This is a genomic window from Streptomyces sp. NPDC015345, assembly GCF_043078805.1.
In the GTDB taxonomy this organism is placed as follows: domain Bacteria; phylum Actinomycetota; class Actinomycetes; order Streptomycetales; family Streptomycetaceae; genus Streptomyces.
Genome location: NZ_JBIBTX010000011.1, coordinates 81,273 through 97,816 on the forward strand (window position 1 = coordinate 81,273; position 16,544 = coordinate 97,816).

Genomic DNA, 16,544 nt, shown 5'->3' on the forward strand with positions numbered 1-16,544 from the left:
CACAAGCACCCGACGGCCCGCCCCCCGGAGGCGACTACGCTGGAGAGTCGATCGATCCCCCCTGTCAGGAGAGAAATGGCCGTCAATCTGGTCAATGTCGAGGCAGTCAGCAAGGTGTACGGCACCCGTGCCCTGCTCGACGGCGTCTCACTCGGCGTGTCCGAGGGGGACCGGATCGGCGTCGTCGGGCGCAACGGCGACGGGAAGACCACGCTGATCCGGATGCTCGCCAAGCTGGAGGAGGCCGACACCGGCCGCGTCACGCACAACGGCGGACTCCGCCTCGGTGTGCTGACCCAGCACGACTCCCTCGACCCCGCGGCCACCGTCCGGCACGAGGTCATCGGCGATCTCGCCGACCACGAGTGGGCGGGCAGCGCCAAGATCAGGGACGTGCTGACGGGGCTGTTCGGCGGGCTCGACATGGCCGGGTTCCCGCAGGGCCTGGACACCGTCATCGGCCCGCTCTCCGGCGGTGAGCGCCGCCGCATCGCGCTCGCCAAGCTGCTCATCGCCGAGCAGGACCTCATCGTCCTCGACGAGCCGACCAACCACCTCGACGTCGAAGGCATCTCGTGGCTGGCCGAGCACCTGCGCACGCGCCGCTCGGCGCTCGTCTGCGTCACCCACGACCGGTGGTTCCTGGACCAGGTGTGCACCCGCATGTGGGACGTGCAGCGCGGCTCCGTCTTCGAGTACGAGGGCGGCTACTCCGACTACGTCTTCGCCCGCGCCGAGCGTGAGCGCATCGCCGCCACCGAGGAGACCAAGCGGCAGAACCTCATGCGCAAGGAGCTGGCCTGGCTGCGCCGCGGCGCCCCGGCCCGCACCAGCAAGCCGAAGTTCCGCATCGAGGCCGCCAACGAACTGATCGCGGACGTGCCGCCGCCGCGCGACACCAGCGAGCTGATGAAGTTCGCGACGACGCGGCTCGGCAAGACCGTCTTCGACCTGGAGGACGTCTCCGTCCAGGCCGGACCGAAGCTGCTGCTCAACCATCTGACCTGGCAGCTCGGCCCCGGCGACCGCATCGGCCTGGTCGGGGTGAACGGCGCGGGCAAGACCTCGCTGCTGCGCGCCATGGCCGACGCCGCCCGCAGCGAGGGCGAGGTGCAGCCCGCGGCCGGGAAGATCGTCGTGGGCAGGACGGTGAAGCTGGCCTACCTCTCGCAGGAGGTCGCCGAACTGAAGCCGACGCTGCGGGTGTTGGAGGCCGTGCAGCAGGTGCGCGAGCGCGTCGACCTCGGCAAGGGCCGGGAGATGACCGCGGGGCAGCTGTGCGAGACGTTCGGCTTCAGCAAGGAGAAGCAGTGGACGCCGGTCGGTGATCTCTCCGGTGGTGAGCGGCGCAGGCTCCAGCTGCTGCGGCTGCTGATGGACGAGCCGAACGTCCTCTTCCTCGACGAGCCGACCAACGACCTCGACATCGAGACGCTGACGCAGCTGGAAGACGTACTCGACGGATGGCCGGGCTCCATGGTCGTGATCTCCCACGACCGGTTCTTCGTCGAGCGCACCACGGACAAGGTGTTCGCGCTCCTCGGTGACGCCACGATGCGGATGCTGCCGCGCGGCATCGACGAGTACCTGGAGCGGCGCCGCCGGATGGCCGACACCGCCGCCGCCTCCACGCCCACGCCCGCCCCCGCGCAGAGCGCCACGAAGACGGTCTCCGCCGCCGACGCCCGCGCGGCGAAGAAGGAACTCCAGAAGATCGAGCGGCAACTGGACAAGGTCTCCGAGAAGGAGACCAAGCTGCACGCTCAAATCGCCGACAACGCCACGGACTTTGAAAAGGTGGCCAAACTGGACGCCGAGCTGCGCGAACTGATCGGTGAGCGCGAGGCGTTGGAGATGCGCTGGATGGAGCTCGCGGAAGACGCGTAAAGCTCCCGTGCAGCTCGCGTAACGGACGCATCACGGGCCGGTCCTCCCTTGGGAACAGGGGCAGGACCGGCCCCGTCTGGTAGGGGCTCCGGGTGATAGAAAGGCTGACCTGAGCACCATTTGGCGTGCCGAAAATCAGTGAAGGGGGAAGCGCTGATGACTCAGCCGCCCAACCAGCCGCCGCCCGGCGGCTTCGGAGTTCCGCAGGATCCGCCACCCGGCGGCGCCTCGCAGCCCGGCTACGGCTACCCGCAGACTCCGCAAGCTCCGCAGACCCCGCCGCCCGCGGCGGACAACCCGTACGCACAGCCGACGCAGCCCGGACCGTACGCGAACCAGCCGCAGCAGCCGGGTCCGTACGGCCAGCCGGCGCAGCCCGGTCCGTACGCGGGCCAGCCGCAGCAGCCGGGCCCTTACGGCCAGCCGACGCAGCCGGGCCCCTACGGCCAGCCGACGCAGCCGGGCCCCTACGCGAGTCAGCCGCAGTACGGCTACCCGCAGCAGCAGCCGCCCACCCAGCCGCAGTTCCCGGCGGGCCCCGGCGCCCCCGGCGGCGGCAACGGCAAGCGCAACAAGCTCCTCGTGATAGCCGCCGCGGCCGTGGCCGCACTCCTCGTCGCGGGCGGCGTCACCTGGGCCGTCGTCGGCGGTGACGACGACGGCGGGAAGAAGCCCGAGGCGAAGAAGAAGGACCCGAAGCCCTCCGCCACCGCGCCCGCCAACCCGGGCACCGGCGACGGCGACGGCAACGAAGGCAAGGAAGACCTCAACGAAGGCCGCCAGCCGGGCGAGGCGAAGGTCCTCTGGTACAAGGAGGCGCCCAAGGTGCCCGGTGCCGGTGGCGACGCCCCGGGCATGTGGGTCGAGGGCGACACCGTGGTCAAGGCCGCGTACAAGGAACTCTTCGCCTACAACGTGCGGACCGGCAAAACCGCGTGGGACCCGATCAAGTTCCCGCAGAAGATCTGCGCGGCGACCCAGACGGCCACCGACGACGGCAAGATCGTCGTCGCCTTCAAGGACGGCACCAAGAGCAACGCCAAGTGCAACCAGCTCCAGGTCATCGACCTGAAGACCGGCGGCAAGGGCTGGGGCAAGCCGGTCAAGGAGGAGGGCATGTTCGACTTCTCCATGCAGAGCCACCTCGTCCTCGTCGGCGACACGCTGATGGTGGGCCGCGACCAGTCCGGCACGGCGCTGCGCATGAGCGACGGCAAGAAGCTCTTCGTCGCGGACAAGAAGGAAGAGGGCACCTGCTTCCCCCGCGGCTTCGCCGGCGGCGAGAAGCTGCTGATGGCGCTCTCCTGCGGCGCGGCAGGTCCCAAGGAGCACGACGAGCTCCAGCAGCTCGACCCGAAGACCGGCCGGGCCCTGTGGACCAAGAAGTTCCCCAAGGGCTGGACCATCGGCAACGTCTACTCGGTGAGCCCCACGGTCGTCTACCTCAAGAACCCCGACAAGGAGCAGTGGAACATCACCGTCCTGAAGGAGGACAGCGACGCGACCCGCTCCGAGGTCGACAGCGACGAGAGCTTCGCACCGGACTGCGGCAGTTCGATCCTCGACCGCGAGCTGGGCGGCTGCCTGGGCGCGACCGCCGACGACAAGTACCTCTACCTGCCGACCCTGGAGAAGGGCGGCGCCAACTCGATCGTCGCCATCAGCCTGGCCACCGGCAAGGAGGCCTGGCGCACCAAGTCGCCGCTGGACGAAACGATGCTGCCGATGAAGGCCGAGAGCGGCTCGCTCATCGCGTACGTCGAACCGTCGTACGACTCCGGCGGCCGCGTGGTCTCCATCGCGACGTCCGGTTCGCACAAGCCCAGGACCCTTCTCCAGCACCCGAAGGGCACCTCGCAGATCGAGAGCGGCTTCTACTCGAAGGACATCGACTACGTGGACGGGCGCTTCTACATCTCCACCACCAGCATCACGGGCAGCACCTCCGGCCAGGCGAAGCTGATGCTCGCCTACGGCAAGTGACCCCGCCCGCAGCCCCGTTCACCCTCTCGTCCCTCAGCGTCCCCAAGGAATCGACGACCCCATGAGCCAGCCGCCCCAGCCGCCCCAGCAGCCGCCGAACGAACCCCCGCAGGGCGGCTTCGGCGCGCCCCAGGACCCCCCGCCCGGCGGTTTCGGCGCCCCGCAGGACCCTCCGCCCGGAGGCTTCGGCAAGGCCCCGGACCCGTCCTACGGCTACCCGCAGACCCCGCCGCCCGCCACGCCCCCGGCCCCCGCGGGACCGCCGCCGCAGGCCCCGCCGACGCCCCCGGCAGGCCAGCCGAACTACGGCTACCCGCAGGCACCGCAGGCACCGCAGGCCCCGCAGGGCTACGGCTACCCGACGCAGCCCGCCCAGCCGCAGTACCAGCAGCCGCCGCAGTACCAGCAGCCCTCGTACCAGCAGGGCTACCAGCAGCCGCCCACCATGCCGATGCAGCCGCAGCCCGGCGGCTCCGGTGGCGGCAAGAAGTTCGGCGGCCAGATGGCGATCATCGTCGCGGCGGTCGTCGCGATCGCGCTGATCGTCGGCGGCGGCGTCTGGTACGCCTCCTCGTCGAAGGACGACGACTCCAAGAACACCGCCCAGGAGTCCAACGGCAAGGGCGGCGGGAAGGGCAAGGGAGGCAAGGGCGGCAGCACCCTGCCCGACGCGGGCCCGGCCAAGGAGAAGGCCCCGGCCGACCCCTCGGCCAAGGTGGTCATGCAGCTGCCGCAGCCGGCGATCCCCAAGGACCAGATCTGGCAGGTCCCCGGCTCGCTACTGACCGACGACACCTACGTCAAGTCGGGCGTCAGCGAAGTGAACGGCTACGACCTCGACACCGGCAAGGAGAAGTGGTCGGTGCCGCTCTCCGGCCAGGTCTGCGCGATGTCGCGGGAGATGACCGAGGACGGCGTCGCCGCGGTGGTCACCGAAGAGGCCGAGCGGAACAAGAAGGGCGACTACGAGCAGTGCACCAACGTCTCCGCGATCGACCTGAAGTCCGGCAAGAAGCTCTGGACCGAGAGCGTCGAGACGAACGGCGTGAAGGCGACGTTCAAGGAAGTCACCATCTCCGGCACCACGATCGCCGCCGGCGCGGGCACCAGTAGCGGCGGCGCCGCCTGGGACGTGACCGGCAAGACCCTGTGGACGCCGAAGGTCGGCAAGTGCGAGGACGTCGGCTACGCCGGCGGCGACCAGCTGGTAGCGGTCCGCAAGTGCGGTACGTACGGCGACGAGAAGCTGAAGATCCAGCTCCTCGACCCGAAGACCGGCGACGACAAGTGGACGTACCCGCTGGCCGAGGGCATCGACAACGCCAAGATCATCTCGACCAACCCGGTCGTCTTCGGCCAGGACACCACCGAGATCACCGCGAGCGGCGCCACGGACGTCTTCTCCCTCGGCGGCAACGGCAAGCTGCGCGCCAAGATCTCGCTGGAGGACGGCAAGTACGACCACGACTGCGGCGTCAACATGGTCAACGACTGCACGTCGATCACGGTCGGCAACGACCGGCTGTACGTCCCGACGCGCCAGCACGACGGCAGCGGCGAGAGCTACAACCGGACCAACGAGATCGTGTCGTTCTCGCTGGCCACCGGCAAGCCGACCAGTGACCGCGCCATGGCGGGCGACAACGGCGAGATCTTCCCGGTCCGCATGGACGGCGGCAACGTCATCGCGTACAAGGCGCACGGCTACCAGAAGGGCGCCCAGATCGTCTCGCTCGACGGCAAGACGATGAAGGAGACCAAGCTCCTGGAGACGCCCTCCTCGGAGTCGGTCACCGACGCGATCAGCGGCATGGTCCCGAAGTCGAACGAACTGGTCTACGCCGACGGGCGTCTGTTCCTCGGCAAGCAGCTGCTGAGCAAGCCCTACTCGAAGGGCGAGAAGGAGTACGTCGCGCTCGGTTTCGCCGCGAAGTAGTCCCGCGTTCCCGCACGGCGGCCGTCCCCTCGGAGCACGAGGGGGCGGCCGCCGTCGTCATCGCGCCGCCCAGTAACCCCAATCACCCACGAATGGCAGGGATTTCGGCATTCCGGGCCGCATCTGGTGGGTAGGGGGCGCGCAACGTCGAACAAGCGTGTAGCTTCCGGGAGATGAAGGGCCGGGGGGCCTGGGGGAAGTGGGGGGTTGCTATGGGTGTGCGGCTCATGGTGGTCGACGATCACCGACTGCTCGCCGAGGCGCTCGCCTCGGCGCTGAAACTGCGCGGGCACCGGGTGCTCGCCGCGGCGGCGCCCGCAGCGGGGGCGGCGGAGCTGGTGATCAGCAGGGCACCGGAGGTCTGCCTCCTGGGCACGGCCACGCCCGCCGAGCCGGGCATGTTCGACCCGGTGGTGCGGATCAAGCGGGAGCGGCCGCAGGTGGCGGTCGTGGTGCTCGGCCCGGTGCCGAGTCCGCGCGGGATCGCCGCGGCGTTCGCCGCGGGCGCCTCCGGATACGTACGCCATGACGAGCGCATAGAAGGAGTGGAGCGCGCCATCATGAAGGCGCGCGCCGGGGAGGCCGCCGTCGCGCCGCAGTTGCTGCAAGGAGCCTTCAGCGAGCTGCTGAATCCGGCCGCGCAGCCCGACGACGAGGGGCAGCGCCTGTTGCAGATGCTCACGCCCCGCGAGGTCGAGGTGCTCGTGCGGGTGGCGGACGGCGAGGACACCCGGCTGATCGCGGCCGGGATGGGGATAGCGCCGAGCACGGCGCGTACACACGTGCAGCGGGTCCTGATGAAGCTGGGCGTCGGTTCACGCCTGGAGGCCGCCGCGCTCGCCGCGCGCACGGGCCTGCTGGACCGCGCCGAGCGGCCGGCACCGGCGTACGCGGAGCCGACCGCCGACACCGAGGACGCGGCCAGGCGGATGGGACCCGAGTCACCGCGCTGAGCGGCACGGGGCGCCCGGTGGCGCGGCCCAGGGGTGGTTCCAGCGGGTGCGGCATGCCCCGCCGGTCGGTGACCTTCTTCTTGCTCCCGGTGGTGACCTTCTCTTCTTGCTGCCGGTGGTCACGTTTGCCTTGTACAAGGCCGCCTCCATCACGGCCATTGACCCTCTCACCACGGCCATTGACGAACCTGTTCGCTTGTGGTTTGTTGTGTGCGGTTCTGTTTGATGTGGGTGGTGAGGAGTCCCGGACGTGAAGAAGACCTCGACCCGTCTCGCCGACGGTCGTGAGCTCATCTACTACGACGTGCGCGACGACGCGGTCCGCGACGCCGTCGACCGGCGCCCGCTCGGGCCCGTCTCCACGACGTCCGAGGTCCGCGAGGACCGTCTCCTCGGCGACGCGGTGGCCATCGCCTCGCACCGCCAGGGCCGCACCTACCACCCGCCGGCCGACGAGTGCCCCCTGTGCCCCTCCGCCGGGGACCGGCTCAGCGAGATCCCCGACTCCTCGTACGACGTCGTCGTCTTCGAGAACCGTTTCCCCTCGCTCGCGGGCGACGCGGGCCGCTGCGAGGTGGTCTGCTTCACCTCCGACCACGCCTCGTCCTTCGCGGACCTCACCCCCGAGCAGGCCGGTCTCGTCCTGGAGGCCTGGACCGACCGGACCGCCGAACTCTCCCATCTGCCCTCCGTGGAGCAGGTGTTCTGCTTCGAGAACCGCGGCGCCGAGATCGGTGTGACCCTCGGCCACCCGCACGGGCAGATCTACGCCTATCCGTTCGTCACGCCCCGCACCGACCTGATGCTGCGCTCGCTCGCCGCGTTCAAGGAGGCCTCGGGCGGCCAGAACCTCTTCGACGACATCGTCGCCACGGAGAGCGCGGGCGAGCGGGTCGTCCTGGAGGGCGAGCACTGGGTGGCCTTCGTGCCCTACGCCGCCCACTGGCCCTACGAGGTGCACCTCTACCCCAAGTGCCGGGTGCCCGACCTGCTCGGGCTCGACGAGGGGGCGCGCACGGAGTTCCCACGGATCTATCTGGAACTCCTGAGGCGCTTCGACCGGATCTTCGGGCAGGCCGGGAACCCGACCCCGTACATCGCCGCCTGGCACCAGGCGCCCTTCACGGCCCTGGAGGGACATGACGGGATCAACCGTGACGATTTCGCCCTCCACCTCGAACTTTTCACGATCCGCCGCACTTCGGGCAAGCTGAAGTTCCTCGCGGGTTCCGAATCCGGCATGAGCGTGTTCATCAACGACGTGCCGCCGGAAGCCGCGGCCGAGCGACTGCGAGAGGTAGCGAGTTCATGAGCGGTAAGTACCTGGTCACCGGTGGCGCGGGCTATGTCGGAAGCGTGGTGGCCCAGCACCTGATCGAGGCCGGCCACGAGGTGAGCGTCCTCGACAACCTCTCGACCGGCTTCCGCGAGGGCGTCCCCGCCGGCGCCGCCTTCATCGAGGGCGACATCCGCGACGCCGCCAAATGGCTGGACTCCTCCTTCGACGCCGTCCTGCACTTCGCCGCCTTCTCTCAGGTCGGCGAATCCGTCGCCAAGCCCGAGAAGTACTGGGACAACAACGTCGGCGGCACCATGGCGCTGCTCGCCGCCATGCGCGACGCGGACGTGCGCAGGCTCGTCTTCTCCTCCACCGCCGCCACCTACGGCGAGCCCGTGAACACCCCCATCACGGAGACCGACCCGACCGCCCCCACCTCCCCCTACGGCGCCTCGAAGCTCGCCGTCGACCACATGATCACCGGCGAGGCCACCGCGCACGGCCTGGCCGCCGTCTCGCTGCGCTACTTCAACGTCGCGGGCGCCTACGGCGAGTTCGGCGAGCGCCACGACCCCGAGTCGCACCTCATCCCGCTCGTCCTCCAGGTCGCCCAGGGCACGCGCGAGGCGATCAGCGTCTACGGCGACGACTACCCCACCGACGACGGCACCTGCGTACGCGACTACATCCACGTCGCCGACCTCGCCGAGGCCCACCTCCTCGCCGTCCGGGCCGCCGCCCCCGGCGAGCACCTCATCTGCAACCTCGGCAACGGCAACGGCTTCTCCGTGCGCCAGGTCATCGAGACCGTCCGCCAGGTCACCGGGCACCCCATCCCCGAGGTGATGGCCCCGCGCCGCGACGGCGACCCGGCGGTGCTCGTCGCCTCCGCCGCCACCGCGCGCGAGAAGCTCGGCTGGCACCCGTCCCGCCCGGACCTCGCGGGCATCGTCGCCGACGCCTGGGCGTTCGCCCAGCGAAAGGGGTAGTTGTCGATGGCCACCGCAGCCGAAGTCGCCGCGCGGTTCGAGGAGTTGTACGGGTACGCGCCGGACGGGGTCTGGTCGGCCCCCGGCCGCGTCAACCTCATCGGCGAGTACACGGACTTCAACGAAGGCTTCGTGCTGCCGCTGGCCCTGCCGCACACCGCGGTCGCCGCCGTCGCCCGGCGCACCGACGGCGTCCTGCGCCTGCACTCCGCGGACCTCGACGCCCCGCTCGCCGAACTGCGCGTCGACGAGCTGACCCCGCTGTCCGACGGAGGCTGGGCCGCCTACCCCGCCGGGGTCGTCTGGGCGCTGCGGGACGCCGGACACCCCGTCACCGGTGCCGACCTGCACCTGGCCTCCACGGTCCCGACGGGAGCCGGACTGTCCTCGTCGGCCGCCCTGGAGGTCGTGACCGCGCTCGCCCTCGACGAGCTGTTCGGCCTCGGGCTGACCCGACCCGAACTGGCCGTGCTCGCCCAGCGCGCCGAGAACGCCTTCGTCGGCGTCCCCTGCGGCGTCATGGACCAGACGGCGTCGGCCTGCTGCACCGACGGCCACGCCCTGCACCTGGACTGCCGCGACCTGTCCATACGCCAGGTCCCCTTCGACCTCGCGGCCGAGGGCCTGCGGCTCCTCGTCGTCGACACCCGGGTCAAGCACGCCCTCGGCGACGGCGCCTACGCCGAGCGCCGCGCCGGCTGCGAGGAAGGCGCCCGCGCCCTCGGCGTCAGCCACCTGCGCGACATCGCGTACGAGGAACTGCCCGCCGCGCTCGACAAGTTGTCGGACGACAAGGTCCGCCGCTACGTCCGCCACATCGTCTCCGACGACCACCGCGTCGAGCGGGTCATCGGCCTCCTGGACGCCGGTGACGTCCGCGCGATCGGCCCCGTCCTCACCGAGGGCCACGCCTCGCTCCGCGACGACCTGCGCATCTCCTGCCCGGAGCTGGACCTGGTGGTGAGCACGGCGAACGCGGCGGGCGCGCTGGGTGCCCGGATGACCGGCGGCGGCTTCGGCGGCTCGGCGATCGTCCTGGTCGAGACGGACGACGCCGACCGGGTCACCGCGTCCGTCCTGGAGGCCTTCGCCGCCGCGGGCTTCACGGCGCCCCGGGTCTTCCCGGCGGTGGCGTCGGCGGGGGCCCGCCGGGAAATCTGATTCTCGCCGAGCGGTCACACTCCCGCGGAGCGGCTCGTCATGGCAGTGAACAACCCCTTGGCCGGGGCGCGGACGCGCCCCGGCGCCTGCCAACTGAGGAGCACTCCCGATGTCCACCGCGCACGTCGTCGTCACCATCCTGGCCGCCGCGATGACCGGCTTCTCGGCCGCCTCGGTCTTCCTCCGCTCGAAGTGGGTCGTCCAGCCCATGGCCGACTACGGCATCCCCATGACATGGCTGCCCTGGCTCGGCGCCGCCAAGGCCGCGGGCGCCGTTGGCCTGCTCGTCGGCCTGGCCGTGCCGGTCGTCGGGGTCGCGGCCGGCATCGCCCTTGTCCTGTACTTCACCGGCGCGGTGATCACCGTGGTGCGGGCCCGCTGGTACGCGCACATCCCCTTCCCCCTGGTGTACGCGGCGCCGGTCGTCGGCGCCCTGGCCCTCGGGGCGGCGGCTTGAGCCCGGCCAGGCCCTCAGGCCAGCCGCTTGGTGAGCGTGAACTCCTTGACGCCCTCGGGGTAGTCGGGGATGACGCACACCAGCTCGTACCCCTGGCCGCGGTAGAAGCCCGGCGCCTGGAAGTCCCACGTCTCCACCCGCGATGCCACGCAGCCCCGCTCCTCGCGGGCGACCCGCTCCGCCTCGGCGAGCAGCCGGGTGCCGAGGCCCGCGCCGCGGCAGCGGTCGTCGACCCAGAGGAGGTCCACATGCAGCCAGCGGCCCCAGGTGTGTCCGGCGAGACCGGCCACGAGATCACCCGCCGCGTCCAACGCCCAGAGTGCCAGCGGGAGTTCCTGGTCGTCGGCCGTTCCGCGCAGGGCGCGGAGCCGAGGGGAGGCCGCCGTGTTCGTCGCGGCGAGCCGCGAACGAAGCAGGGACAGCCGCTCTTTGTCGACTCCTGTCTCCATGCGAAACATACGGCTCACCATAAACGCGCCGGACAATCAGTTCTGCAAATCACCTTCCGCTCCCGGCGTGCGGCCCTACTCTGAAGAACAGTGCCGGTGGGGGCCGGCGCCGATCAGGGGGGCGAGACAGTCGGGTACGACGCCCGGCATGGGGGTGGGCGCGGGCACGCGCGGCGGCGGCCGTGCGACCGCGGCGACCCCTGTCCCGGACGCCGTACCCGCGCGGATCGTTCCCCGACGTGTCCGACGGGGGTATCCCCTGCTCCTTGCGGGAGCGCGGGGAAGGGGGTTTCTGTGGTTCGTATCCGAGTCCTGGTCGTCGACGACCATCGCATCTTCGCCGAGTCGCTGGCCGCGGCGCTGGCGGCCGAGCCCGACGTGGAGGTGTCCGCGGCGGGCAGCGGGCCGGCCGCGCTGCGCTGCCTGGAGCGAGCGGTCGCCGAGGGCCGCAGATATGACGTGCTGCTGGTCGACGCCGACCTCGGCGCCACCGCGAGCGCCCTGCACGGCAGCCGGCCCGCGGTCCCCGTCCAGGACGGCAACGCCGAGGGGCTCGTCGACGGCATCTCCCTGGTCGCGGGCGTCCGCACCGGCCAGCCCGCCGTACGCACCGTGGTGCTCGCCGAGAAGGACGACCCGCGCCGCGCGGCCCTCGCGCTCCAGGCCGGCGCCTGTGGCTGGGTCGCCAAGGACTGCTCGCTCTCGCGTCTGCTCACCGTCATCCGGGGCGTGCTCCGGGAGGAGACGCATCTGCCGCCCGCCCTGCTCACCGGCGTCCTGCGCGAGCTGACCGCCGCCCGCAAGCACCGCACCGAGTCCGAGCGCCTCGTGGAGTCCCTGACCCCGCGCGAGCGCGAGGTACTGCGCTGCATGGTGGCGGGCCTGGGCAGGAAGGCCGTCGCCGAGCGCCTCTTCCTCTCCCCGCACACGGTGCGTACGCACATGCAGAACGTGCTCGGGAAGCTGGGCGTCCACTCCACGCTCGCGGCGGTCGCGCTCGCCCGCCGGGCCGGTGTCGGCCCGGTCGACCTAACCGGGGATGTTGTCGAACGGGGCGGTCAACTGGCGTAGCAGCCCGGCCAGTTCGCCCCGCTGGGCGCGGGAGAGCTCGCCGAGGATCGCCCGCTCCTGCTCCAGGAGTCCGGCCAGGGCCTGGTCGGCGCGGTCCCGGCCCTCGGTGGTGAGGCGCACGAGCACGCCGCGCCGGTCGCTGGGGTCGGGCAGGCGCTCGACGAGGCCCTTCTTCGCGAGGCGGTCGATGCGGTTCGTCATCGTCCCGGACGTCACGAGGGTCTGCGTCAGGAGCTGGCCGGGGGAGAGCTGATAGGGCGCGCCCGCGCGCCGCAGCGAGGTGAGGACGTCGAACTCCCACGGCTCCAGCTGATGCTCGGAGAAGGCGAGTCTGCGGGCCCGGTCCAGATGGCGCGCGAGCCTGCTCACGCGGCTGAGCACCTCGAGTGGCTCCACGTCGAGGTCCGGGCGCTCTCTGCGCCACGCCGCGACCAGCCGATCGACCTCGTCCTCCATGACGATCAGTGTAGGGGGTCTGTCGACGTGAAGTCTCTTGACGTCAAGATACTTGCGGGTGAGGATGACGGGGCGAGGGGTGTGAACACCTGCCGCCGCCGTCCATGAGGAGGCTCTCCATGTCCGCCGCCGCGACCGCCGCCACCTGGGATCCGCCGCAGTACCTGCGCCACTTCGACCACCGCGCCAGGCCCTTCGTCGACCTGCTGGCACGCGTCCCCGATCCGCCCCGCCCCGATGGCCGCCCGCCACGCGTCGCCGACCTCGGCTGCGGGCCCGGCAACGTCACACGGCTGCTCGCCCGGCGCTGGCCCGACGCGCACATCACCGGCTTCGACAACTCCCCGCACATGCTGGCCGAAGCCGAGCGGTACGCGGGGCCCACGCCGGGCGGCGGCCGCCTGGACTTCGCCGCCGCCGACGCCATCGCCTGGGCGCCGGACCCGGGAACGTACGACCTGATCGTCTCCAACGCCACCCTCCAGTGGGTGCCGGACCACGCGGACTCCTTCCCCGCCTGGCTCCGCGCGCTCACGCCCGGCGGTACGTTCGCCTTCCAGGTGCCCGGCAACTTCGACGCTCCCAGCCATGTGCTGATGCGGGACCTGTGCGCGCGTGCGCGGTGGCGTGAGCGGCTCGGCGGGCGCCTGCGGCACGCGGACGCGGTGCTGACGCCCGGGGCGTATCTGGAGCGGCTGGCGGGGCTCGGCTGCGAGGTCGACGCGTGGGAGACGACGTACCTGCACGTACTGGAGGGCGAGGACCCGGTCCTGGACTGGGTCAAGGGGACGGGCCTGCGCCCGGTCCTGACGGCGCTCGCGGACGACGAGGAGGCGACGGAGGCCTTCCTGGGCGAGTACCGAGCCCTCCTGCGCGAGGCCTACCCGGCGATGCCCGGGGGCGGGGGCACGGTGTTCCCCTTCCGGCGGGTCTTCGTGGTGGCGCGGGCAGGGGGCGAGGTCTGATGCTGGTGGCCCTCGACCACGTACAGCTCGCCGCCCCTCCGGACAGCGAACCGGTCCTTCGTACGTACTACGTCGACGTCCTCGGCATGACGGAGACACTGAAGTCGCCCGCTCTCGCGGCGCGCGGCGGCTGCTGGTTCGCTGCGGGCGGCGTACAGCTGCACCTGGGCATCGAGGAGGACTTCAGGCCTGCCAGGAAGGCGCACCCGGGGTTGCGGGTGCGGGGCATCCAGGCGTACGCGGAACGGCTGGCCGCGCGGGGCGCGGAGGTGACGTGGGACGAGAACCTGCCGGGGCACCGGCGGTTCTACTCGCAGGACCCGGTAGGGAACCGGCTCGAATTCCTCGAACCCTTGGCCTGACCTCGCACGTTTGGGTGAAGGCCCCGGACTTTCCGGGTGAGAGCGCGCCACGCGCCCTAGCGTCGCGGTGTCGCTTGTGCCGCAGTGGCGCCCGCGCCCACACTGATGGAGGAGGTGCTGCACGATGACCGCTCTCGCACACGAGGTGACTCCCGTGGTGGACAACCCGGTATCCGACCTGGACGAGATCCTGTGGCAGGCGTGGAAGGCCATGGATCTCCCCGAGGGCTACCGCGCCGAGATCATCGAGGGAGCCATCGAGGTGTCGCCTACCGGTCGCCGTCGTCACGGCGTGCTCAGCAACCGTCTCAGCCGCGCGCTGAACCGCCATTTGGCGGGCGGTGACTACGCGGCGTACCAGGACGTCAATGTCATCCACCGCCAAAAAGCCTGGATCCCTGACGTCTTCCTCGCCCCCGAAGACCTCGACGAGGTCCCCGACGAAGAAGACCTCGGCGTCGACGCCTCCGGAGTCGCCATGGTCATCGAGGTCGTGTCACCCGGCCGCCGCAACATCGAGCGGGACCGGGTCCGCAAGCGCCGCGAGTACGCTCGCGCGGGCATCCCGGTCTACGTGATCGTCGACGACTTCGACGAGGACGGCGCCGTCCTCGTGCTGACCCTGCCCAACGTGCAGAAGGCGATCTACGAGGGCGAGCTACGGGTGCCTTACGGCGCTGAGGTGGAGGTCCCGAGCGGCCCCGCCAAGGGCTTCGCCATCGGCGAGGAGATCACGCGCGGCTGACCGCGCCCCCCGGGACAGACAGGAGCGTCAGCTCTTCCTGTGGCCTATCAGCCGCGGCTTCGGCTCCAGGCCGTCCAGGCCGTGCCAGGCCAGGTTCACGAGGTGCGCCGCGACCTCCGCCTTCTTCGGCTTGCGGACGTCCAGCCACCACTGGCCCGTCAGCGCGACCATGCCGACCAGCGCCTGCGCGTACAGCGGCGCCAGCTTCTGGTCGAAGCCGCGGCCCTTGAACTCCTGGCCCAGGATGTCCTCCACCTGCGTGGCGATGTCGGAGATGAGGGAGGCGAAGGTGCCCGTGGACTGCGCCACGGGCGAGTCACGGACCAGGATGCGGAAGCCGTCCGTATACGTCTCGATGTAGTCGAGGAGGGCGAAGGCGGCCTGTTCGAGGAGCTCCCGCGGGTGCCCGGCGGTGAGCGCGCTCGTCACCATGTCCAGGAGCTGGCGCATCTCCCGGTCCACCACCACGGCGTACAGCCCCTCCTTGCCGCCGAAGTGCTCGTACACCACCGGCTTGGAGACCCCGGCCTTCGCCGCGATCTCCTCCACCGACGTGCCCTCGAAGCCCTTCGAGGCGAAGAGCGTGCGGCCGATGTCCAGCAACTGCTCCCGGCGCTCGGCACCCGTCATCCGGGTCCGGCGGGTGCGCCGGGGCTGCTTCTCTTTGCCGGCAGGGCTGGAATTGCTGGAGTCGGTCGCCACGTCGTCCATCATGCCGCGTCAGCGCCCTGCGGCTGTCGGCGGGAGTCGATGCGCGACTTGGACGGCCACCGCACGTCGTACGCCCAGCCGAGCTGCTCGCACCAGCGGATGATCCGCGCCGACGAGTCCAGCTGCCCCTTCATCACGCCGTGCCGCGCGGACGTCGGGTCGGCGTGGTGGAGGTTGTGCCAGGACTCGCCGCACGACAGCACCGCCAGCCACCACACGTTGCCGGAGCGGTCGCGGGACTTGAAGGGACGCTTGCCGACCGCGTGACAGATGGAGTTGATCGACCACGTCACGTGGTGCAGCAGCGCCACGCGGACCAGCGAGCCCCAGAAGAACGCCGTGAACGCCCCCCACCACGACATCGTCACCAGACCGCCGACCAGCGGCGGGATCGCGAGGGAGACGATCGTCCAGAACAGGAACTGCCGGGAGATCCGGCGGATCGCCGGGTCCCTGAGCAGGTCCGGCGCGTACTTCTCCTGCGACGTCCGCTCCTCGTCGAACATCCATCCGATGTGCGCCCACCACAGGCCCTTCATCAGAGCCGGGACCGTCTCACCGAAACGCCACGGCGAGTGCGGGTCACCCTCCGCGTCCGAGAACTTGTGGTGCTTGCGGTGATCGGCCACCCACCGCACCACCGGCCCCTCCACGGCCATCGAACCGGCGACCGCCAGCGCGATCCGCAGCGGACGCTTCGCCTTGAAGGAACCGTGCGTGAAGTAGCGGTGGAAACCGATCGTGATGCCGTGGCACCCCAGGTAGTACATGAAGACGAGCAGGCCGAGATCCAGCCAGCTCACCCCCCACCCCCACGCCAGCGGCACCGCCGCGAGCACCGCCAGGAACGGGACGACGATGAACAGGAGCAGGGCCAGCTGCTCCACGGACCGCTTCTGCTCACCGCCCAGCGTCGCGGGAGGAAGCGGTTCGGTGGACGCCGCCACCCTGTGGGCGGGAGCGTCGTCGATCACATCGGTCTCGGAAGGCGCATCGGAAGCTGTCGTCATGGGCACGTCCCCTGGGGGTCGAGGGTCAAGGTCGGAGAGAAGGTGCACAGGTACGGGTTCCGCTTCCTACGGTTCCGTAACCTACGGCGTCGTAAGTATGGCAGTGAGGAGCGTCTCGGCAAGTGGCCGA

The 16,544-nt window shown here is 70.8% G+C and carries 16 protein-coding genes; 12 read left to right on the forward strand and 4 right to left on the reverse strand.

Going from position 1 to position 16,544, the window contains the following annotated elements; translation table 11 throughout:
• The first annotated feature begins 75 nt into the window (after positions 1 to 75).
• From ACF062_RS34870 to ACF062_RS34905, 8 genes are all read left to right on the forward strand, one after another.
• A complete protein-coding gene (locus tag ACF062_RS34870; RefSeq protein ID WP_392143597.1) occupies positions 76 to 1,887 on the forward strand; it encodes an ATP-binding cassette domain-containing protein in 1,812 nt (603 codons plus the stop codon).
• Positions 1,888 to 2,043: 156 nt separating this feature from the next.
• Positions 2,044 to 3,870, forward strand: coding sequence for a PQQ-binding-like beta-propeller repeat protein (locus ACF062_RS34875; RefSeq protein ID WP_392143598.1), 1,827 nt, complete (start codon positions 2,044 to 2,046; stop codon positions 3,868 to 3,870).
• 61 nt (positions 3,871 to 3,931) lie between these two features.
• Positions 3,932 to 5,806 carry a PQQ-binding-like beta-propeller repeat protein gene (locus tag ACF062_RS34880; protein ID WP_392143599.1) on the forward strand — a complete coding sequence of 625 codons (1,875 nt, stop codon included), beginning with the start codon at positions 3,932 to 3,934 and terminating at the stop codon, positions 5,804 to 5,806.
• 212 nt (positions 5,807 to 6,018) lie between these two features.
• Positions 6,019 to 6,759, forward strand: coding sequence for a LuxR C-terminal-related transcriptional regulator (locus ACF062_RS34885; protein WP_392143600.1), 741 nt, complete (start codon positions 6,019 to 6,021; stop codon positions 6,757 to 6,759).
• Between the two features lie 250 nt (positions 6,760 to 7,009).
• Positions 7,010 to 8,071 carry a galactose-1-phosphate uridylyltransferase gene (gene galT / locus ACF062_RS34890; RefSeq protein ID WP_392143601.1) on the forward strand — a complete coding sequence of 354 codons (1,062 nt, stop codon included), beginning with the start codon at positions 7,010 to 7,012 and terminating at the stop codon, positions 8,069 to 8,071.
• On the forward strand, positions 8,068 to 9,027 hold the full coding sequence (galE, locus tag ACF062_RS34895; protein WP_392143602.1) for a UDP-glucose 4-epimerase GalE: 960 nt from the start codon (positions 8,068 to 8,070) through the stop codon (positions 9,025 to 9,027). The genes galT and galE overlap by 4 nt, the downstream gene beginning before the upstream one ends.
• Before the next feature lie 6 nt (positions 9,028 to 9,033).
• Positions 9,034 to 10,188: a galactokinase gene (gene galK, locus ACF062_RS34900; protein ID WP_392143603.1), complete on the forward strand. Its 1,155-nt coding sequence runs from the start codon at positions 9,034 to 9,036 to the stop codon at positions 10,186 to 10,188.
• A 109-nt stretch (positions 10,189 to 10,297) separates the two neighbouring features.
• Entirely contained in the window at positions 10,298 to 10,645 is a 348-nt protein-coding gene (locus ACF062_RS34905) for a DoxX family protein (protein ID WP_392143604.1), read from the forward strand.
• A 14-nt stretch (positions 10,646 to 10,659) separates the two neighbouring features.
• On the opposite strand, the gene ACF062_RS34910 is transcribed toward ACF062_RS34905, so the two are convergent.
• Positions 10,660 to 11,103, reverse strand: a complete 444-nt coding sequence (locus ACF062_RS34910) for a GNAT family N-acetyltransferase (RefSeq protein ID WP_392143605.1) — start codon at positions 11,101 to 11,103, stop codon at positions 10,660 to 10,662.
• 285 nt (positions 11,104 to 11,388) lie between these two features.
• Between ACF062_RS34910 and ACF062_RS34915 the strand changes: the two genes are divergently transcribed.
• Positions 11,389 to 12,165 carry a response regulator transcription factor gene (locus ACF062_RS34915; RefSeq protein WP_223775089.1) on the forward strand — a complete coding sequence of 259 codons (777 nt, stop codon included), beginning with the start codon at positions 11,389 to 11,391 and terminating at the stop codon, positions 12,163 to 12,165.
• On the opposite strand, the gene tamR is transcribed toward ACF062_RS34915, so the two are convergent.
• A complete protein-coding gene (gene tamR, locus ACF062_RS34920; RefSeq protein ID WP_392143606.1) occupies positions 12,124 to 12,621 on the reverse strand; it encodes a MarR family transcriptional regulator TamR in 498 nt (165 codons plus the stop codon). The genes ACF062_RS34915 and tamR overlap by 42 nt on opposite strands.
• A 119-nt stretch (positions 12,622 to 12,740) precedes the next feature.
• On the opposite strand from tamR, the gene ACF062_RS34925 reads away from it, so the two are divergent.
• The 3 genes from ACF062_RS34925 to ACF062_RS34935 all read left to right on the forward strand — a co-directional run bounded on the left by ACF062_RS34925 (position 12,741) and on the right by ACF062_RS34935 (position 14,693).
• Positions 12,741 to 13,586 (forward strand): trans-aconitate 2-methyltransferase, encoded by an 846-nt coding sequence (locus ACF062_RS34925; protein ID WP_392143607.1) that lies wholly within the window; start codon positions 12,741 to 12,743, stop codon positions 13,584 to 13,586.
• Entirely contained in the window at positions 13,586 to 13,948 is a 363-nt protein-coding gene (locus tag ACF062_RS34930) for a VOC family protein (protein ID WP_392143608.1), read from the forward strand. Before ACF062_RS34925 ends, ACF062_RS34930 begins: the two co-directional genes overlap by 1 nt.
• 124 nt (positions 13,949 to 14,072) lie before the next feature.
• Positions 14,073 to 14,693: a Uma2 family endonuclease gene (locus tag ACF062_RS34935; RefSeq protein ID WP_392143609.1), complete on the forward strand. Its 621-nt coding sequence runs from the start codon at positions 14,073 to 14,075 to the stop codon at positions 14,691 to 14,693.
• 27 nt (positions 14,694 to 14,720) lie between these two features.
• Here the strand turns inward: ACF062_RS34935 and ACF062_RS34940 are convergent, their stop codons facing one another.
• Both ACF062_RS34940 and ACF062_RS34945 read right to left on the reverse strand, forming a co-directional pair.
• Positions 14,721 to 15,407, reverse strand: a complete 687-nt coding sequence (locus ACF062_RS34940; protein ID WP_223775085.1) for a TetR/AcrR family transcriptional regulator — start codon at positions 15,405 to 15,407, stop codon at positions 14,721 to 14,723.
• Positions 15,404 to 16,414: an acyl-CoA desaturase gene (locus ACF062_RS34945; protein WP_392143610.1), complete on the reverse strand. Its 1,011-nt coding sequence runs from the start codon at positions 16,412 to 16,414 to the stop codon at positions 15,404 to 15,406. Before ACF062_RS34945 ends, ACF062_RS34940 begins: the two co-directional genes overlap by 4 nt.
• Positions 16,415 to 16,544: the final 130 nt, after the last annotated feature.